Source organism: Desulfovibrio piger, assembly GCF_900116045.1.
Lineage (GTDB): Bacteria > Desulfobacterota > Desulfovibrionia > Desulfovibrionales > Desulfovibrionaceae > Desulfovibrio > Desulfovibrio piger_A.
This window is the reverse complement of sequence record NZ_LT630450.1, coordinates 1,180,569-1,195,354: the sequence shown is the minus strand read 5'-3', so window position 1 is coordinate 1,195,354 and position 14,786 is coordinate 1,180,569. Positions and strand designations below refer to the sequence as shown.

Genomic DNA, 14,786 nt, shown 5'->3' with positions numbered 1-14,786 from the left:
CAGGCCATTCCTTCCGAACGGGACGCGGGAAGGAAACGAAGAGGGCGGCATCCGCCATCTGGAGGGCAGGAAGATATTTCTCCGCTTCGTGTGTCCGGCGGAGAGGATGCGGGGACGGATCATCCGTGCCGTGCATCGTGGAGGGGGGGCCTGCGGGCCCTCCCTTTTGCTTTGCCGGAAGCGGGCATGAAAAAAAGGGCCACCCGCATGGCGGATGGCCCGGATGGCTGCGGCAAGGGCGGAGGCTAGCGGCCCAGCAGGGCCTTGCTGGCCGGGGTCAGGCCGCGCAGGCTGTCCACGACCCTGGCCGTGCCCAGTCCGGCGGGGTCCTGTTCCATGATGATGAGGATGCGGGCATCATCGGCGCTGACGCGGGTCAGGGTCTCCATGGCCAGGGCCCGGCTGCGGGGCGTGCCGCGGAAGGTCCACATGGTGCCTTCCTGCTGCAGTTCGGTGGGCGCGTCCTGCATCTCGCGCATGCGGGAGGCGAAGGTCCTGGCGTCCATCCCGTCCTTGTTGGGCAGGATGAAGATGCTGATGTGGGCCTCCACGGCTTCCTCGCCGCGTTTGCCCAGCAGGAGCATGTACTCGTCCGGGTGGCCGCTCTGGAAACCGGGACGTTCATCGCTGGTCCAGCCGTCGGGCAGGTCCACGGCGAACTGGCTGAAGGTCTTTTCGGCGGCCGGGGCACTGACGGCGGCGGCCAGCAGGAACACGAGAGCAAGAAGAATGTGGCGCATGGCAGATCCTTTGGAGTGGGATGAGGGGTCCCCGCCAGCATAGCCCGCGGCAGGGCCGGGGGCAAGCGGGGTCAGGGCCGCGTCAGTTGCAGCTGGGCGAACGGCACGGCCATGCGGATGATGAGGAAGCCCCAGGGCAGGAGTTGCAGCACGAGGCTGCGGGCCTTCAGGGGCCGGTACAGGAAGACGCTCCAGCCGATGATGGCCAGGGCCGCCAGCACCGAGAGGACAAGGGCGTGCATCTGGGGCAGGATGTCGAAGGGGATGCCGCTGTGCAGACTGCGCAGCAGGGCGGCCAGCAGGGTGCTCCAGAGGTCGATGATGGAGGGCAGGTAGCCCACCACGGCCCAGACGGCGCACCAGCGGACGGCCAGGCTGAACGTCCTGTCGTCCGTCAGCGGCCGCTGGTGGCGCAGCTGCCAGAGCCGGAGCAGGGCAGCGCCGCCCGCCAGCGAGAGGTAGCGGAAGAGCAGATGCAGGCCCTGGCGGATCTGGAGCAGGATGAAATCGCTGCGTTGCATGCCCTGCGGCGGGTCCAGCAGCAGGCCCGTGGACAGCAGGCTGCCCAGAAGGAAGAGCAGCAGGGCCAGCAGGCAGCCCCAGAGCGTCAGGCGCAGGTCGCCGGTGCGATAGGCCGTGATGCCCGGGTCCGCGGTGTCGGGCCAGTGCCGGGAGGCGCGCAGCAGGGCCCAGAGCAGCAGGGTGGCCGGCAGCCAGGCCAGCAGGGCCACGATGGCGGGCTGGACCAGGAGATCGGCCAGGGGAGGCATCTGCGGTCGCCGCAGGGCCTCCGGCAGGAGCATGAGCGGGAACAGGGGCAGGGCCACGGCGGCACAGAGCAGGCCCAGGCGCAGAAGCTGGCGGCCGCCCCAGAGGCACAGGGCCGCGTTGCCCCTGCGGCCGGCCAGCAGGGTCATGAGGATGAGGAAGGGCAGGGCCTGGGCCGTCTGCGCGAGCAGGGCCTGCAGGTTGCCCAGCCAGTATATGAGGATGAAAGTCGTTTGCATGGGTCACTCTCCTGCCCGCTATATAAGCGTTGCCCGTGCGGGCCGCAAGAGGAGGGCCCGCACGTCCCCGTCGTCTCCCGCGGCACGCGCCGGACGGGAGACCTGCCGCGCGGCCGGGTGATGGCGCCGGGCCTTTGCCGGGCGGCCCCCCGTCCTCCGTCCGCTGCCGTGCCGGGGGAGGCCCGCCGGGAGGCTTGCCGCCGCCGTGCGCTTGGGGTATGACTCGTCTGTTTCACCTCCGTCAACCTGCGGGATGCTCCATGTCGTTCTTTACTGTTTTTCTGCTGGCCGTGGCCCTGTCCATGGATGCTTTTGCCGTGGCGCTGGCCTCGGGATGCGCCATCCGCGAAATACGTCTGCGCCAGTATGTCCGGGTCAGCGCGGCCTTTGGCTTTTTCCAGTTCTTCATGCCGGTGCTGGGTTGGTTCCTGGGACAGTCGGTGCACCATTTCATCGAAGCCTGGGACCACTGGCTGGCGTTCGTGCTGCTGGCATGGATCGGCGGCAACATGCTGCGCTCCGGCATCGGCGGCCTGCGCAAGGCCGAACCTGTCGCCTGCCCCCGGAGCGACCCCACCGCCGGCTGGAACCTGCTCCTTCTGGCCGTGGCCACCAGCATCGATGCCCTGGCCGTGGGCCTGACCTTTGCCATGACGGATACCAATGCCTTCCTGCCTTCCTGCCTCATCGGGGTGGTCTGTGCCTGCATTTCGGCCTGCGGGCTCTTCCTGGGCAAAAAGCTGTCTTCGCTGCCCATGCTCAACGGCTGGGCCGAAGTGCTGGGCGGCGTGGTGCTGCTGGGCATCGGTCTGAACATCCTGCACGAGAGCGGCGTCTTTTAGGCGGGGGCGCCTTCCCTCCGCCTCTGCATGTCGCGGAGGAGGGGAGCGCTTTTCCCGCATGGGAGCGGCAGGCCCATGCCCCTGCGGCGGGAGCGCGCCGCGCGCGGCCCTCTGCCCGGGCCCTGCCGGGAGAGTTGCCGAGCCGCGTCAAGATGCCCTATAGTGCCGGAGGCCCGGAACCCGCCCGTGCCGCACATGGACGACGCCGTCCGGCGTGCCGGAGCGTTGAGAGGAGACGATGATCAGTATCTGCCGTTATCATGACATTTCCGTGGGGCACCGCATCTGCGGCCACGAATCCCACTGCGCCCGCCTGCACGGGCATAATTACCGTATCCATTTCACCTGCACCGCCGACGAGCTGGACGCCCTGGGCCGCGTGCTGGACTTCCAGGTGGTCAAGGAGCGCCTGTGCCGGTGGCTGGAAGACCACTGGGATCACCGCTTCCTGGTCTGGGACAAGGACCCCCTGCTGGAGGGCCTGCGGGCGCTGGATCCTTCGGTGAGCGTCCTGCCCTGCAATCCGTCCGCCGAGAACATGGCCCGCTACCTGGGCGAAGTGGTGGGCCCGGCGCAGCTGGAAGGCACCGGGGCCCGTCTGGTGGCCGTGGAGGTGGAGGAGACCGCCAAGTGCAGGGCGCGCTGGAGCCTGTGATGCGGACCCTGGCGGTCAACGAATTTTTCGTCACCCTGCAGGGCGAGGCCGCCTTTGCCGGGACGCCCGCCGTGTTCGTCCGTTTCCAGGGCTGCCCGGTGGCCTGCCCGTGGTGCGATACGCAGTATGCCGCCCGCCTGGACGGCGCGACGCTGGACTTTGCCGCCGTGCGTGCCAAACAGGGGCCGGGAGCGGGCTATGCCGACGTGGAGCCCGCCGCCCTGCTGGCGGCCATCCGGCAGGCCGGGCCGCGCCATGTGGTGCTGACCGGCGGCGAGCCCTGCCGCCATGACCTCACGGAGCTGACCTCGCGGCTGGTGGCGGAGGGCTTTCGTGTGCAGATCGAGACCAGCGGTACCATGCCCATCCGCTGCCATGCGGCGGTCTGGGTGACCCTGAGCCCCAAGCTGGGCATGCCCGGCGGGCTGGACGTGCGTCAGGATGCCTGGGAACGGGCCGGCGAGATCAAGTTCCCCGTGGACACGGCCGAGGACCTGGTCCGTTTCGAACAGGCGCTGGCAGCGGCCCGCAGGGCGGCGGCCCGGCCGCTGACGGAACTGGTCTGGCTGCAGCCCGTGAGCCAGGGGAAGGAAGCCACACGCTTGTGCGTGGAGGCGGCCTTTGCCCGTCAGTGGCGTGTGAGCGTGCAGGTGCACAAATATCTGGAGCTGCGCTGATACCCTGCGCTACAGATAAGAACACAAGGGATGTGAAAGGCGGCGTGCGTCGGCATGTCGCCTTTTTCCGTGGCGGCGCGAGCGTTGCACGGGCGCCCGGCTGCTTTCCCCGCCGGGAGGCTGCCGGGAGAGGCGGGCATCAGGCCAGCGGGTTCTGCCCTGTCTCCGGCGCAGGGGGCTGGCAGCGTTTTGCCGGAGAGACGGGGCAAGGATCATGCGGGGCATCCATGCCCACAGCCGCGTATCCGGCGAGGCGCGCGTCCTTCGTGGCGTCCAGCCACGGTGCTCGCCACCTGGGCAAGGAGGGGAACACCTTCCTGCCCGCGGAACGAAAAAAGCCACCCGGAGGTGGCTTGCTGTGTGCGGCGGCGTGCGGCTAGTGGCGCTTCAGGCGCTTCATCTCGTCCTGCATGAGCTCGAGGCCCACCAGGATATTGCGGCGCATGGCTTCCATGAGTTTGTCATCGTCCTTCTCCCGCATGGCGCTGAGGATGTCCTTGTGCTGCTGGATGAAGAGCGAGATGTCTTCGGGGGAGTAGCGGCGGGTATTGAGGAAACCTTCCACATAGTCCAGCAGGTGGCTGTCTACGGCCAGCAGATGATGCATGCGCGAAAGGGAATAGAGCTGCAGGTGGAAGTCCCTGTCCTTGTGGAAGAAAAAGTCGGCATCACGGGTATCGGCCAGGTCGCCGGCCAGCTGCTCCAGCCTGTGCATGTCCTCGGCGGTCGCCTGGTGCATGGCCTCCCTGGCCAGGGCACACTCCACCTGTATGCGCAGGTTGAAGATGTGCTCGATCTCCTTGGAGGAGGGCGGCATCATGACGATGGCCCCCTTGTAGGGGATGTTCTGGACCAGGCCGGACTTGTCCAGACGCATGAGGGCATCCCGGATGGGACCGCGCCCCACGCCGAGCTTTTTTTCCAGATCCACAAGGACGAGACGGGTGCCGGGCAGGGCCTCGCCGGACAGGATCATGTCACGGATCAAATCGTAGGCCGCCAGCGATTTGATGGTAGAAGCAGTACTCATGGAAACTCCTTCTGTAAGGTACATATTTTGATAAATAATTTATAAAATTATGTCAAATGGCCCCCTGGAGGGCGAAAAAGGGAGGGAACCCGCCCGCATGACACGGGTTTTTGCGGCCCCGCACGGAAGGGTGTGGTCTTTCGGGCGGCCTGCAACAGGGGATCACAGGCGGGGAGGGCACGTCCGGGTACGAAAAAAGGGGCTTTCCCCAAAGAGAAAGCCCCCGGAATGGCTGGAGCGGGAGACGGGATTTGAACCCGCGACTTCAACCTTGGCAAGGTTGCACTCTACCACTGAGTTACTCCCGCGCGGGATGCGGAACGATCCGCTATGGATAAGGACTTCAGAAAAGTCCGTGTCGGCTTTTGGAGCGGGAAACGGGACTTGAACCCGCAACCTTCAGCTTGGGAAGCTGACACTCTACCGTTGAGTTATTCCCGCCCGGAAGGGCAGTTTTTTATGGAGCGGGAGACGGGATTTGAACCCGCGACTTCAACCTTGGCAAGGTTGCACTCTACCACTGAGTTACTCCCGCATGCATACGGTATATCGCGATCGTTTTTTATGGAGGCGACATCCAGATTTGAACTGGAGAATGGAGGTTTTGCAGACCTCTGCCTTACCACTTGGCTATGTCGCCTTATGTTGTGGAGCGGGAGACGGGATTTGAACCCGCGACTTCAACCTTGGCAAGGTTGCACTCTACCACTGAGTTACTCCCGCGCATACGCACGGCATATCCACCGATCGTTTTTTGGAGGCGACATCCAGATTTGAACTGGAGAATGGAGGTTTTGCAGACCTCTGCCTTACCACTTGGCTATGTCGCCTCATCTGTTGGAGCGGGAGACGGGATTTGAACCCGCGACTTCAACCTTGGCAAGGTTGCACTCTACCACTGAGTTACTCCCGCTCAACGAAAGAGGGTTCTACGCTAGAGACCCCCTTTCTGTCAAGCAGCTTTTTCCATTTTGCCGGAAAATAAAAAGGGTATTTCCCAAGGCACTGCTTTTAAAGGAGTTATTCCGTAGGCCGCTTGTCGATGATGCGCTTGGCCTTGCCTTCGGAGCGCTGGATGGAATGCGGCTCCATAAGGCGCACCTTGGTGGTGACGCCCAGGAATTCCTTGATGTTCTTCTGGATGGTGCTTTCCAGGCTCTGCAGCTTGCGGATCTCGTCGGCGAAGAGGGTCTCGTTCATCTCCACCTGGACTTCCAGGGTGTCCAGGTTGTTCACGCGGTCCACGATGATCTGGTAGTTGGGGCTCAGGTTCTGGTTTTCCATGAGCAGGGCCTCGATCTGCTGCGGGAACACGTTGACGCCGCGGATGATGAGCATGTCGTCGCTGCGGCCCCGGATGCGGGTCAGGCGCACATGGGTGCGGCCGCAGCGGCAGGGGGTGTAGTCCAGGCTGGTGAGGTCGCGGGTGCGGTAGCGGATCAGCGGGATGCCTTCCTTGGTGAGGGTGGTGATGACCAGTTCGCCCACCTCGCCCTCGGGAAGCTGCTCACCGGTGACGGGGTCGATGATCTCGGGCAGGAAGTGGTCTTCCCACAGGTGCATGCCGTATTTGGATTCCACGCATTCCATGGCCACGCCGGGGCCCATGACTTCGGAAAGGCCGTAGATGTTCAGGGCGTTGATGCCCATTTTCTGCTCGATGTCCTGGCGCATCTCCTCGGTCCAGGGTTCGGCGCCGAACACGCCGGTGCGCAGGGGCAGGTCGCGGAAGTCGATGCCCACTTCCTGGCCGGCCTCCCACAGGTGCAGGGCGTACGAAGGCGTACAGCACAGGGCCGTGGCGCCGAAATCGCGCAGCAGGTAGGCCTGGCGGCGCGTGGCGCCCCCCGAGGCCGGGACCACCGTGGCGCCGATGCGCTCGGCCCCGCCGTGGGCGCCCAGGCCGCCGGTGAACAGGCCGTAGCCGTAGGCCACGTGCACGATGTCCGTCTGGTTGACGCCGGCGGCGGACAGGCTGCGGCCGGCCAGTTCGGCCCAGTTGTGCAGGTCGCGGGCGGTATAGCCCACCACCACGGCCTTGCCGGTGGTGCCGCTGGAGGCGTGCAGGCGGACGATGTTGTCACGGGGCACGGCGAACAGGCCGAAGGGGTAATAGTTGCGCAGGTCCTGCTTTTCGGTGAAGGGCAGGTTCTTCAGATCGGCCAGGCTCTTGATGTCGCCGGGTTTGATGCCGCTCTCGTCAAAGCGTTTGCGGTAGAAGGGCACATTGGCATAGACACGGGCACAAAGATTTTGCAGGCGGCGCAGTTGCAGGGCTTCGATATCCTCGCGGGGCAGCGTTTCTTTCTCGATGTTGAAAATCACGGCATCTCTCCTTGAAATCCTGAGTAGTATAATGGATGACGCAAAAGCCCCCCAAGGTCAAGATATCTCCTTGAAAAACATGGATAACATATTGCAATGCAATGGCTTTTTTTATGCCGCGCGCAAGGCTCCGGCGTCTCCGGCCCCGGCGGGATTGTTGCCCTCGGGTACGCTTTGGGGTATGGGAGGGGCATGCAAAACCTTATCTCTACCCCCAAAAAATATTCGGAACTGCCCACGGCGGAAAAAATGGCCGTCATCAGGGCATGGCTTGAGGAACACAAGGCCGTGGACGTGACCGGGATCGACCTTGCCGGCCAGGGGGCCTTCACGGACGCCCTGCTGGTGGCCAGCGCCACGTCCGTGCGTCATGCCCAGAGCCTGGCCGACGGTGTTTCCGCCCTGTGCCATGAGCGGAACTTCGAATATCTGCGTATGGAAGGCTACACCACCGGCCAGTGGATCCTGGTGGACTGCAACGACATCGTGGTCAATATCTTCCAGCAGTCCGTGCGCGACCTCTACCAGCTGGAAAGCCTGTGGGGCGCGGCCGCCGCTGCCCTCAACAAGGAGCCCCGTGCATGACCCCCACCCTGTTGCTCATCCTTGACGGCTGGGGCCTGGCGGACAAAGGGGAAGGCAATGCCCCCTGGGTGGCGGCCACGCCCCATCTGGATGACCTGACGGCGCGCTGTCCGCACAGCCGCCTGGCCGCCTCTGGGCGCGAAGTGGGCCTGCCTGCCGGCTATATGGGCAACTCCGAGGTGGGGCACCTCAACATCGGCGCGGGACGCATCGTCTATCAGGACATGACGCGCATCGACCTGGCCCTTGAGGACGGCTCCCTGCTCCACAACCCCGTGCTGCTGGACGTGCTGGAAAAAACGCGCCGCAGCGGCGGCCGCCTGCATCTGGCGGGCCTGCTCTCCGACGGCGGCGTGCACAGCCACATCAACCATCTGGTGGCCCTGTGCGCCATGGCCTTTGCCGCCGGGGTGCCGGTGCGCATCCACTGCTTCATGGACGGGCGCGACACCCCGCCCCGGAGCGGCGCCTCCTATGTGCGCAGCCTCCTGGAACAGATCGTCCCCATGAAGGATGTGCGCGTGGCCAGCCTGGCGGGGCGCTTCTACGCCATGGACCGCGACAAGCGCTGGGAGCGCGTGTCCGAGGTCTGGGACCTCATGGTCCACGGCAAGGGCCGCCATGCCGCGGATGCCGTCCAGGCTGTGGAAGACTCCTATGCCGAGGGCGTCAGCGACGAATTCATCAAGCCCGTGCTGCTGGAAGGCGGGGACGCCTCCACCCTGCAGGACGGCGACGGCCTGTTCTTCTTCAATTTCCGCGCCGACCGCATGCGCGAGCTTTCCCAGGCGTTCGTGGATGCGGACTTCACCGGATTCGAGCGGGGCCGGGTGCCGCAGCTGGCCGCCGTGGCCTCCATGACGGCCTATGACGCCCACTTTCCCCTGCCGGTGGCCTTTCCCAAGGAATCCGTGAGCATGGGCCTGGGCGAGGTGGTCTCGCGGCAGGGCATGCACCAGCTGCGTCTGGCCGAAACGGAAAAATACGCGCACGTCACCTATTTCTTCAACGGCGGGGTGGAAGAGCCCCTGCCGCTGGAAGACCGCATCCTCGTGCCTTCGCCGCGCGATGTGCAGACCTATGACCAGAAACCGGCCATGAGCGCCCGCGAGGTCACGGACAAGTTCGTGGAAGCCTGGCAGAGCGGCCAGTACGATCTGGTGGTCTGCAATCTGGCCAATGGCGACATGGTGGGCCATACGGGCGTGCTTTCCGCCGCTGTGGAAGCCTGCACCGTGGTGGACGAATGCGTGGGCCGCATGGCGGCTGCCGTGGAGGCCCGCAAAGGACGGATGCTGCTCATCGCCGATCACGGCAACTGCGAGGTCATGAAGGACGGACAGGGCAGGCCCCAGACCGCCCACACCACCAATCCCGTGCCCTGCATCCTGCTGGACGCCTCCGGCAGGGAATGGCGCCTGCATGACGGCAAGCTGGCCGATGTGGCCCCGACCCTGCTGCGCATGTGGGGCATCGCCCGGCCCGATGTCATGACAGGGACGCCGCTGGTGGAGGAAGTCCATGTCCGGTAGCCAGAGACCCCTGGAACCCGTGGCGCCTGACGGTATGGAGCTGCTGTTCTTCTACCGCTGTCCCCACTGCCTGCGCCATGTGCCGCTGGTCAATCCGGTGGAGCCGCGCAACGTGCGCTGCGACGGCTGCGGCAAGCAGTTCCCCATCATCCCGGTGGACGAGCACGGCCTGCATTACGTGCGCATCATGCTGGCCAACGGCAAGGCCGCTGCCGATCCCGACTATCTGTAAGCATCGACATCCGGCCGGAGGGGCATCCCTCCGGCCGTTTCCTCTGCTGGTGATGCGGCTCTTCCCATCCACGCTTCCAACCACAGCGAGCAAACGACATGAAGATCTGTCCCGTCATCCTCTGCGGGGGCGCCGGCACACGCCTGTGGCCCCTGTCACGCCGTAAATATCCCAAGCAATTCATGGACCTGGGCGGTCATACGCTGTTCGGGGACACGCTGCAGCGCCTGGCCGCGCTGCCCGGTCTGGCCGCGCCCGTGGTCATCTGCAATGAGGAGCAGCGCTTCCTGGCCGCTGCTGCCTTGCAGCGGCAGGGCCTGGAGGGCCGGATCCTGCTGGAACCGGAACCGCGCAATACGGCACCGGCCATCGCCGCTGCCGCCCTGGCCGTGACGGCCGCCTGCGATGTGGAAGACGGCGACCCTGTCCTGCTGGTCCTGCCTTCGGACCATGTGCTGGAAGATCTGCCGGCCTTTGCCGCCGCTGTCAGCCGGGCGGTGGACTGCGCCCGCGAAGGGGCCCTGGTCACCTTCGGCGTCACGCCCGACCGGCCCGAGACCGGCTACGGCTATATCGAAAAGGGCGATGCCCTGGCCTCCGGTTTCGCTGTCCGCCGTTTTGTGGAAAAGCCCGCGCGGGAGGCTGCCGAAGCCATGCTGGCGCAGGGCGGCTATTTCTGGAACAGCGGCATGTTCGTGTTCCGTGCCTCCCAGTACCTGGCCGAGCTGGAGGTCCAGGCACCGGCCATCATGGCCGCGGTGCGCAAGGCCTGGGCCCTGCGCCGGACCGATTACGACTTCATCCGCCTGCATGGCGAATCCTTTGCCCGCTGCCCCTCCGACTCTGTGGACTATGCCCTGATGGAAAAAAGCGCCCGTGTGGCCATGGTGCCGCTGCCGTGCCGCTGGAGCGATCTGGGCTCGTGGGAAGCCGTTTACGAGAACAGCGCCAGGGATGCGGAAGGCAATGCCTGCGTGGGCGACGTGCTGGCCCAGGACAGCCGGGGATGTTACATCCATGCCGCCAGCCGCCTGGTGACGACCCTGGGGGTGGAGGATCTTGTGGTGGTGGAGACCGGCGATGCCATCCTGGTGGCCGACAGGGCCCGCAGCCAGGAGGTCAAGGCCCTGGTGGCCCGTCTTGCCGCCCAGGGGCGCCACGAGCAGGATATCCATCTGCGCGTCTACCGGCCCTGGGGCTGGTATGAGACCCTGGCCCTGGGCGAGCGTTTCCAGGTCAAGCGCATCCAGGTCAATCCCGGTGCCGCGCTTTCCCTGCAACGGCACCGGCAGCGGGCCGAGCACTGGGTCGTCATTGCCGGGGAAGGCCTGGTGCGCGTGGGGGACGAAGAGATGCACCTGCATGTGGACCAGTCTGTCTACATCCCCCAGAAGACCATGCACCGTCTGAGCAATGCTTCGGCGCAGCCGCTGGAGATCGTGGAGGTCCAGACCGGGGATTACCTGGGAGAAGACGATATCGAACGGTTCGACGACCGTTACGGCCGTGGATGAGCCCTGACACAACGGAAGGACCGGTAATACAGAGAAAGGCTGCGGGAAAACATCCCGCGGCCTTTTCTATTATGGGGTTAGTTCGGGGCGTTAGCGGGGCGTGCCACGACGTGAGAATGAAAAAACGCATGACGGATGATTTTGATGATGCCTTCAGGAGCAGGGATCCGGGCAGATGACCGGCGGCTCCTCGCGATCCCTGTATGTGCGCTGCATGACATGGTCCGCAGCCGTGGATGGCGAGGGCGCCGGATGTGTTCTTCCGATCGTCCAGGGGCTTTCCAGGTGGCACAAGGCAACCGCGGGACAGAGGGGCAGACCCGGAAGAACGTTTTTGGGAGAGGAGGGGAGTGCGAGGGGGAGGACGCACCTTTGGCGCATCACAGGGAAGCCTCCCCCGCGCGGGGCACAGGGAAAACGCTGCTGCCGGCGGAGGTGGTGCCGCTTCTCCCGTTCTGCGGGCACAAAAAAAGGGGAAGCATGACTGCTCCCCCCAAAAGGCTGCAATGGTTGAAGATTACTCTTCGTCGCCTTCCCACTTGATGAAGCCGGGATTGACGTTGACCATGGCGTTGACGATCAGTTCCACCAGGCCGCCGTAGGCGAAGCTGTTCTTGGTGTACAGGTCGCTGTGTTCCAGCATTTCACGGATCTGGCCCTTGCAGTTGGAGCAGGGAGCGCAGATGTACTTCTTGGTCTCGGGGCCAAGGCAGTCCTTGAAGGCCTGGGCGATCTGCCACATCTTTTTACGGCCGGAGATGTTGCCGCGCCATTCGTCGATGTTCTGACGGGTCATGATGGCGAAGCCGGAACCACCGCCGCAGCAGTAGTTGTCCACGCCGTGGCAGGGCATTTCGCGGAACTGCGGGGCGATCTTGTGCAGGATCTCGCGCTGGGGCTGCACGATGCCCATCAGGCGCACGGCGTTGCAGGGGTCGTGCAGGGTGACGGGGAAGTTGTTGCGCGAGGGATCCAGCTTCAGGCGGCCGGACATGACGATGTCGCGCAGGGTCACGTAGCAGGATTCGCGGGGCACCTGGTATTCGTAGGGGATGACGCGGTCGGCGATGACGGTCATGGCCTTGTGGGCGTGGCCGCATTCACCGATGACGATCTTCTTGACGCCCAGTTCCTTGGCGGCCTGCATGTGCTGCAGGGCGATGCGGGCGGTCTGGGCATCGTCGTAGAACACGCCGTAGTTCACGCCGTCATAGGCCACAGCCTTGCTGGACAGGGTCCAGGACAGGCCGGCTTCCTGGAAGATCAGGGAGAAGCTGGCGATGTTCTCGGGCCAGGCCATGACTTCGCCGGCGTTGTGGATCAGCAGGATGTCGGCGCCCTTCACGTCGAAGGGGGTGTGGATGCCCACGCCGGTGATTTCGGTGTAGTCCTCGTCGATGAACTCCACGTTTTCCTTCACCACATCGGGGGTCATGCCGGTGGAGGAGCCCACCTTCATCTGGTTGATGGTGCCCTTTTCATGCAGCTCGCGGGGCGAGAAGCCCAGTTCCTGGCTGAACAGCTTGCGGATCTCGCGGGCGATGAGGCCGTTGTCCACGCCGATGGGGCAGGTCTGGGCGCAGCGGCGGCAGAGGTTGCAGCGGTAGGCCAGTTCGCCCAGGCGGGCAACGGTCTTCCAGTTCAGGCCCATGTCACCGTAACGCCATTTGGCCAGAGGCTCCTTCTTCACATACTGCTTGTAGATGCGGCGGAAGATCTCGGAGCGGAAGTTGGGGCGGTACATCTCGTTGTGGCCGGACATCTCGTACAGATGGCAGGCGTCGGAACAGGAGTTGCACTGGGCGCAGTAGTCCATGCTGGTTTCCAGCATGGGCAGGAAGGTCCAGTTGTTCTCCTTGCTGAACAGTTTGCGCATGCCGTCCAGGAAACGGTTGACCAGCTCTTCTTCTTCCTGGGGGGTCTGGGGCTTGGGGATGTTCAGCACGCAGACTTCGTCCAGGATGCAGGCCACCTTGGCCTTCTGCTCGTCGGTAACGGGCTTCCAGGGCATCTTGACGAGGTCAAGGCCTTCCACATCGGGGATGTCCTTGAGGTCGATGCTGACCATCTGGCCTTCGGCCGTGGAAATATCAGTCAAACGCAGCGTATCTTTCATGATGTACTCCCTAGTCCTTCTTGGGGGATTCGGTAGCGATGTCCAGCCAGGTCTTGGTGCCCTGACCGTTGATGTGGTCGGCAGCCCAGCTCACCTTGAACTGCAGGGCCTGCTTCATCTTTTCGTTGTTCTTCTGGCTGAAATCGGTGGGGGTGTCGCCCCAGCGGATGTCATGGTAGGTGAAGTACTTGAAGATCAGGTGGCCCATGTGGGTCATGGGGATCCAGATCAGCACGAAGAAGCCCAGCAGCATGTGCAGCATGAAGGTGCTGCTGTTGATCTCGGCAAAGTTGAAGGTGAGCAGGTTGTAGATGAAGTCACCGGACAGGCGGGCGAAGGAAGGATTGAAGGCCCAGGCCACCAGACCCACCAGGGCGAAGACGATGAACACGCCCAGGTTGAAGAAGTGTTCGGGGGTGGTGTACTTGCGCAGGCCTTCGTCGTGCAGGCGGCGGCAGATCAGGCCGATGCCGCCACCGATGATGCCGAACATGCCCAGCAGGCTGATGGCATTGATGACGTTGTGCACGAAGGTCAGGAAGCCGCCGTCAGGGTTCATGCCGAACAGGCGCAGGAAGGCGGCGATGACCAGGATGATGGTGCCGCCCATCAGCATGTACAGGCCCAGGTGGAAGGGGTAGGTGCGGAACCACAGCTTGAGGTTGTGGGTGAAGGTGGCGTGCAGGAAGAGCACTTCTTCCAGCAGGGCCTTGATGTCGCCCAGGTGGTCCACGTGACGGGGCTTGGTCCACCAGTCGGTCTCTTCCATGAAGCTGCCGCCATAGGAGCCTTTGGGGCCTTCATGCGGCACGGGGTAGAGCTCCCAGCGGGCGTGCAGGGGGCTGGCAGCCAGGTAGCCTTTCACCTTGATGGCGGCAGTCGCCACAAAGCCGATTACTGCAAGGTAGGCCAGGATGTAGAACAGAGTTGTCATGCGTTTTCTCCCATGAGTCGAGATGCCTGCGGCATCGTGGTTTCTGCGCATGGCCGAGCCAGATCCGGTCATGAGCAAGAGGTGCTGCGCACCAGGAACCAACCTCTCCAGAACGATGCGCCGGGAGCCGTCGGGGCGGACCGTGCCGGGGCATGATCCGCCGCCGCCTGGTCTCAGGCGCGGAACAATTCCTGCCTTCTACCGTAAAATGCAAGAATTGCAAAGATGGCACGCAGATTCCCAAAATACTCCGTCTTGGCTATGTTTTTTAATTTATACAATTATTTTATTGTGTTGCAGTAAACGAAGCCTTTTTCGGCGCATGAAAAATTTTTTGACCTCCTTTGCATGGCACGGCGGCTCCGGCGGAGGGGGATGCGTCTTTGCCGGCAGGCCCTCCCGGTTTTGCCGGAAGGAGTCCTTTCTCTCTTATCAGGAATTAATCACAAAAAGAAAGGTGGGAAGGGGCGCCCCGCATTTTGCGGCAGACGGGGCGGCCAGCGCCGCCGGCAGGCCGTCCCCGGGGGAGGGCGCGGCAGGGGGCCGGAAGGCGGCGGAGACGGCTGCGGGCACGGGCCGCCATGACGGGCGCGCAGC

13 protein-coding genes and 7 tRNA genes are annotated in these 14,786 nt (G+C 64.1%); 7 read left to right on the top strand and 13 right to left on the bottom strand.

Features of this window, described 5'->3' with window-relative positions; all coding sequences use genetic code 11:
- Positions 1 to 245 precede the first annotated feature (245 nt).
- The gene (locus tag DESPIGER_RS05575; protein ID WP_072334133.1) at positions 246 to 740 is read right to left on the bottom strand and encodes a hypothetical protein; all 495 of its coding nucleotides are present in this window, start codon (positions 738 to 740) and stop codon (positions 246 to 248) included.
- A 71-nt stretch (positions 741 to 811) separates the two neighbouring features.
- Positions 812 to 1,747: a hypothetical protein gene (locus tag DESPIGER_RS05570; RefSeq protein ID WP_072334130.1), complete on the bottom strand. Its 936-nt coding sequence runs from the start codon at positions 1,745 to 1,747 to the stop codon at positions 812 to 814.
- A 260-nt stretch (positions 1,748 to 2,007) separates the two neighbouring features.
- Between DESPIGER_RS05570 and DESPIGER_RS05565 the strand changes: the two genes are divergently transcribed.
- The 3 genes from DESPIGER_RS05565 to queE all read left to right on the top strand — a co-directional run bounded on the left by DESPIGER_RS05565 (position 2,008) and on the right by queE (position 3,921).
- Positions 2,008 to 2,589: a manganese efflux pump MntP family protein gene (locus tag DESPIGER_RS05565; RefSeq protein ID WP_072334127.1), complete on the top strand. Its 582-nt coding sequence runs from the start codon at positions 2,008 to 2,010 to the stop codon at positions 2,587 to 2,589.
- Between the two features lie 238 nt (positions 2,590 to 2,827).
- Positions 2,828 to 3,244, top strand: a complete 417-nt coding sequence (locus tag DESPIGER_RS05560; RefSeq protein ID WP_072334123.1) for a 6-pyruvoyl trahydropterin synthase family protein — start codon at positions 2,828 to 2,830, stop codon at positions 3,242 to 3,244.
- Positions 3,244 to 3,921 (top strand): 7-carboxy-7-deazaguanine synthase QueE, encoded by a 678-nt coding sequence (gene queE, locus DESPIGER_RS05555; protein ID WP_072337565.1) that lies wholly within the window; start codon positions 3,244 to 3,246, stop codon positions 3,919 to 3,921. The genes DESPIGER_RS05560 and queE overlap by 1 nt, the downstream gene beginning before the upstream one ends.
- 376 nt (positions 3,922 to 4,297) lie before the next feature.
- Here queE and DESPIGER_RS05550 read toward each other — a convergent pair whose 3' ends face one another.
- From DESPIGER_RS05550 to DESPIGER_RS05510, 9 genes are all read right to left on the bottom strand, one after another.
- Positions 4,298 to 4,951 carry a GntR family transcriptional regulator gene (locus DESPIGER_RS05550; protein WP_072334120.1) on the bottom strand — a complete coding sequence of 218 codons (654 nt, stop codon included), beginning with the start codon at positions 4,949 to 4,951 and terminating at the stop codon, positions 4,298 to 4,300.
- 233 nt (positions 4,952 to 5,184) lie between these two features.
- Positions 5,185 to 5,259: transfer RNA gene (locus tag DESPIGER_RS05545), tRNA-Gly, on the bottom strand.
- A gap of 58 nt (positions 5,260 to 5,317) precedes the next feature.
- Positions 5,318 to 5,392 (bottom strand) — tRNA-Gly (locus tag DESPIGER_RS05540).
- Positions 5,393 to 5,411: 19 nt separating this feature from the next.
- Positions 5,412 to 5,486 (bottom strand) — tRNA-Gly (locus tag DESPIGER_RS05535).
- Positions 5,487 to 5,516: 30 nt separating this feature from the next.
- A tRNA-Cys gene (locus DESPIGER_RS05530) sits at positions 5,517 to 5,591 on the bottom strand.
- Positions 5,592 to 5,599: 8 nt separating this feature from the next.
- Positions 5,600 to 5,674 (bottom strand) — tRNA-Gly (locus tag DESPIGER_RS05525).
- 32 nt (positions 5,675 to 5,706) lie between these two features.
- Positions 5,707 to 5,781: transfer RNA gene (locus DESPIGER_RS05520), tRNA-Cys, on the bottom strand.
- Positions 5,782 to 5,789: 8 nt separating this feature from the next.
- Positions 5,790 to 5,864 (bottom strand) — tRNA-Gly (locus DESPIGER_RS05515).
- Between the two features lie 107 nt (positions 5,865 to 5,971).
- Complete coding sequence (locus DESPIGER_RS05510; protein ID WP_072334117.1) at positions 5,972 to 7,276, bottom strand: phenylacetate--CoA ligase family protein; 1,305 nt, start codon at positions 7,274 to 7,276, stop codon at positions 5,972 to 5,974.
- A gap of 192 nt (positions 7,277 to 7,468) precedes the next feature.
- Between DESPIGER_RS05510 and rsfS the strand changes: the two genes are divergently transcribed.
- The 4 genes from rsfS (at position 7,469) to DESPIGER_RS05490 (ending at position 11,139) form a co-directional block, all read left to right on the top strand.
- Positions 7,469 to 7,861, top strand: a complete 393-nt coding sequence (rsfS, locus tag DESPIGER_RS05505; RefSeq protein WP_072334115.1) for a ribosome silencing factor — start codon at positions 7,469 to 7,471, stop codon at positions 7,859 to 7,861.
- Complete coding sequence (gene gpmI / locus DESPIGER_RS05500) at positions 7,858 to 9,393, top strand: 2,3-bisphosphoglycerate-independent phosphoglycerate mutase (protein WP_072334112.1); 1,536 nt, start codon at positions 7,858 to 7,860, stop codon at positions 9,391 to 9,393. Before rsfS ends, gpmI begins: the two co-directional genes overlap by 4 nt.
- Positions 9,383 to 9,625 carry a hypothetical protein gene (locus tag DESPIGER_RS05495; RefSeq protein WP_072334109.1) on the top strand — a complete coding sequence of 81 codons (243 nt, stop codon included), beginning with the start codon at positions 9,383 to 9,385 and terminating at the stop codon, positions 9,623 to 9,625. Before gpmI ends, DESPIGER_RS05495 begins: the two co-directional genes overlap by 11 nt.
- 98 nt (positions 9,626 to 9,723) lie before the next feature.
- Positions 9,724 to 11,139 carry a mannose-1-phosphate guanylyltransferase/mannose-6-phosphate isomerase gene (locus DESPIGER_RS05490; RefSeq protein ID WP_072334107.1) on the top strand — a complete coding sequence of 472 codons (1,416 nt, stop codon included), beginning with the start codon at positions 9,724 to 9,726 and terminating at the stop codon, positions 11,137 to 11,139.
- Positions 11,140 to 11,656: 517 nt separating this feature from the next.
- Here DESPIGER_RS05490 and DESPIGER_RS05485 read toward each other — a convergent pair.
- Positions 11,657 to 13,255 carry a (Fe-S)-binding protein gene (locus DESPIGER_RS05485; RefSeq protein WP_072334104.1) on the bottom strand — a complete coding sequence of 533 codons (1,599 nt, stop codon included), beginning with the start codon at positions 13,253 to 13,255 and terminating at the stop codon, positions 11,657 to 11,659.
- A gap of 10 nt (positions 13,256 to 13,265) precedes the next feature.
- Entirely contained in the window at positions 13,266 to 14,189 is a 924-nt protein-coding gene (locus DESPIGER_RS05480; RefSeq protein ID WP_072334101.1) for a respiratory nitrate reductase subunit gamma, read from the bottom strand.
- Between the last annotated feature and the right edge of the window lie 597 nt (positions 14,190 to 14,786).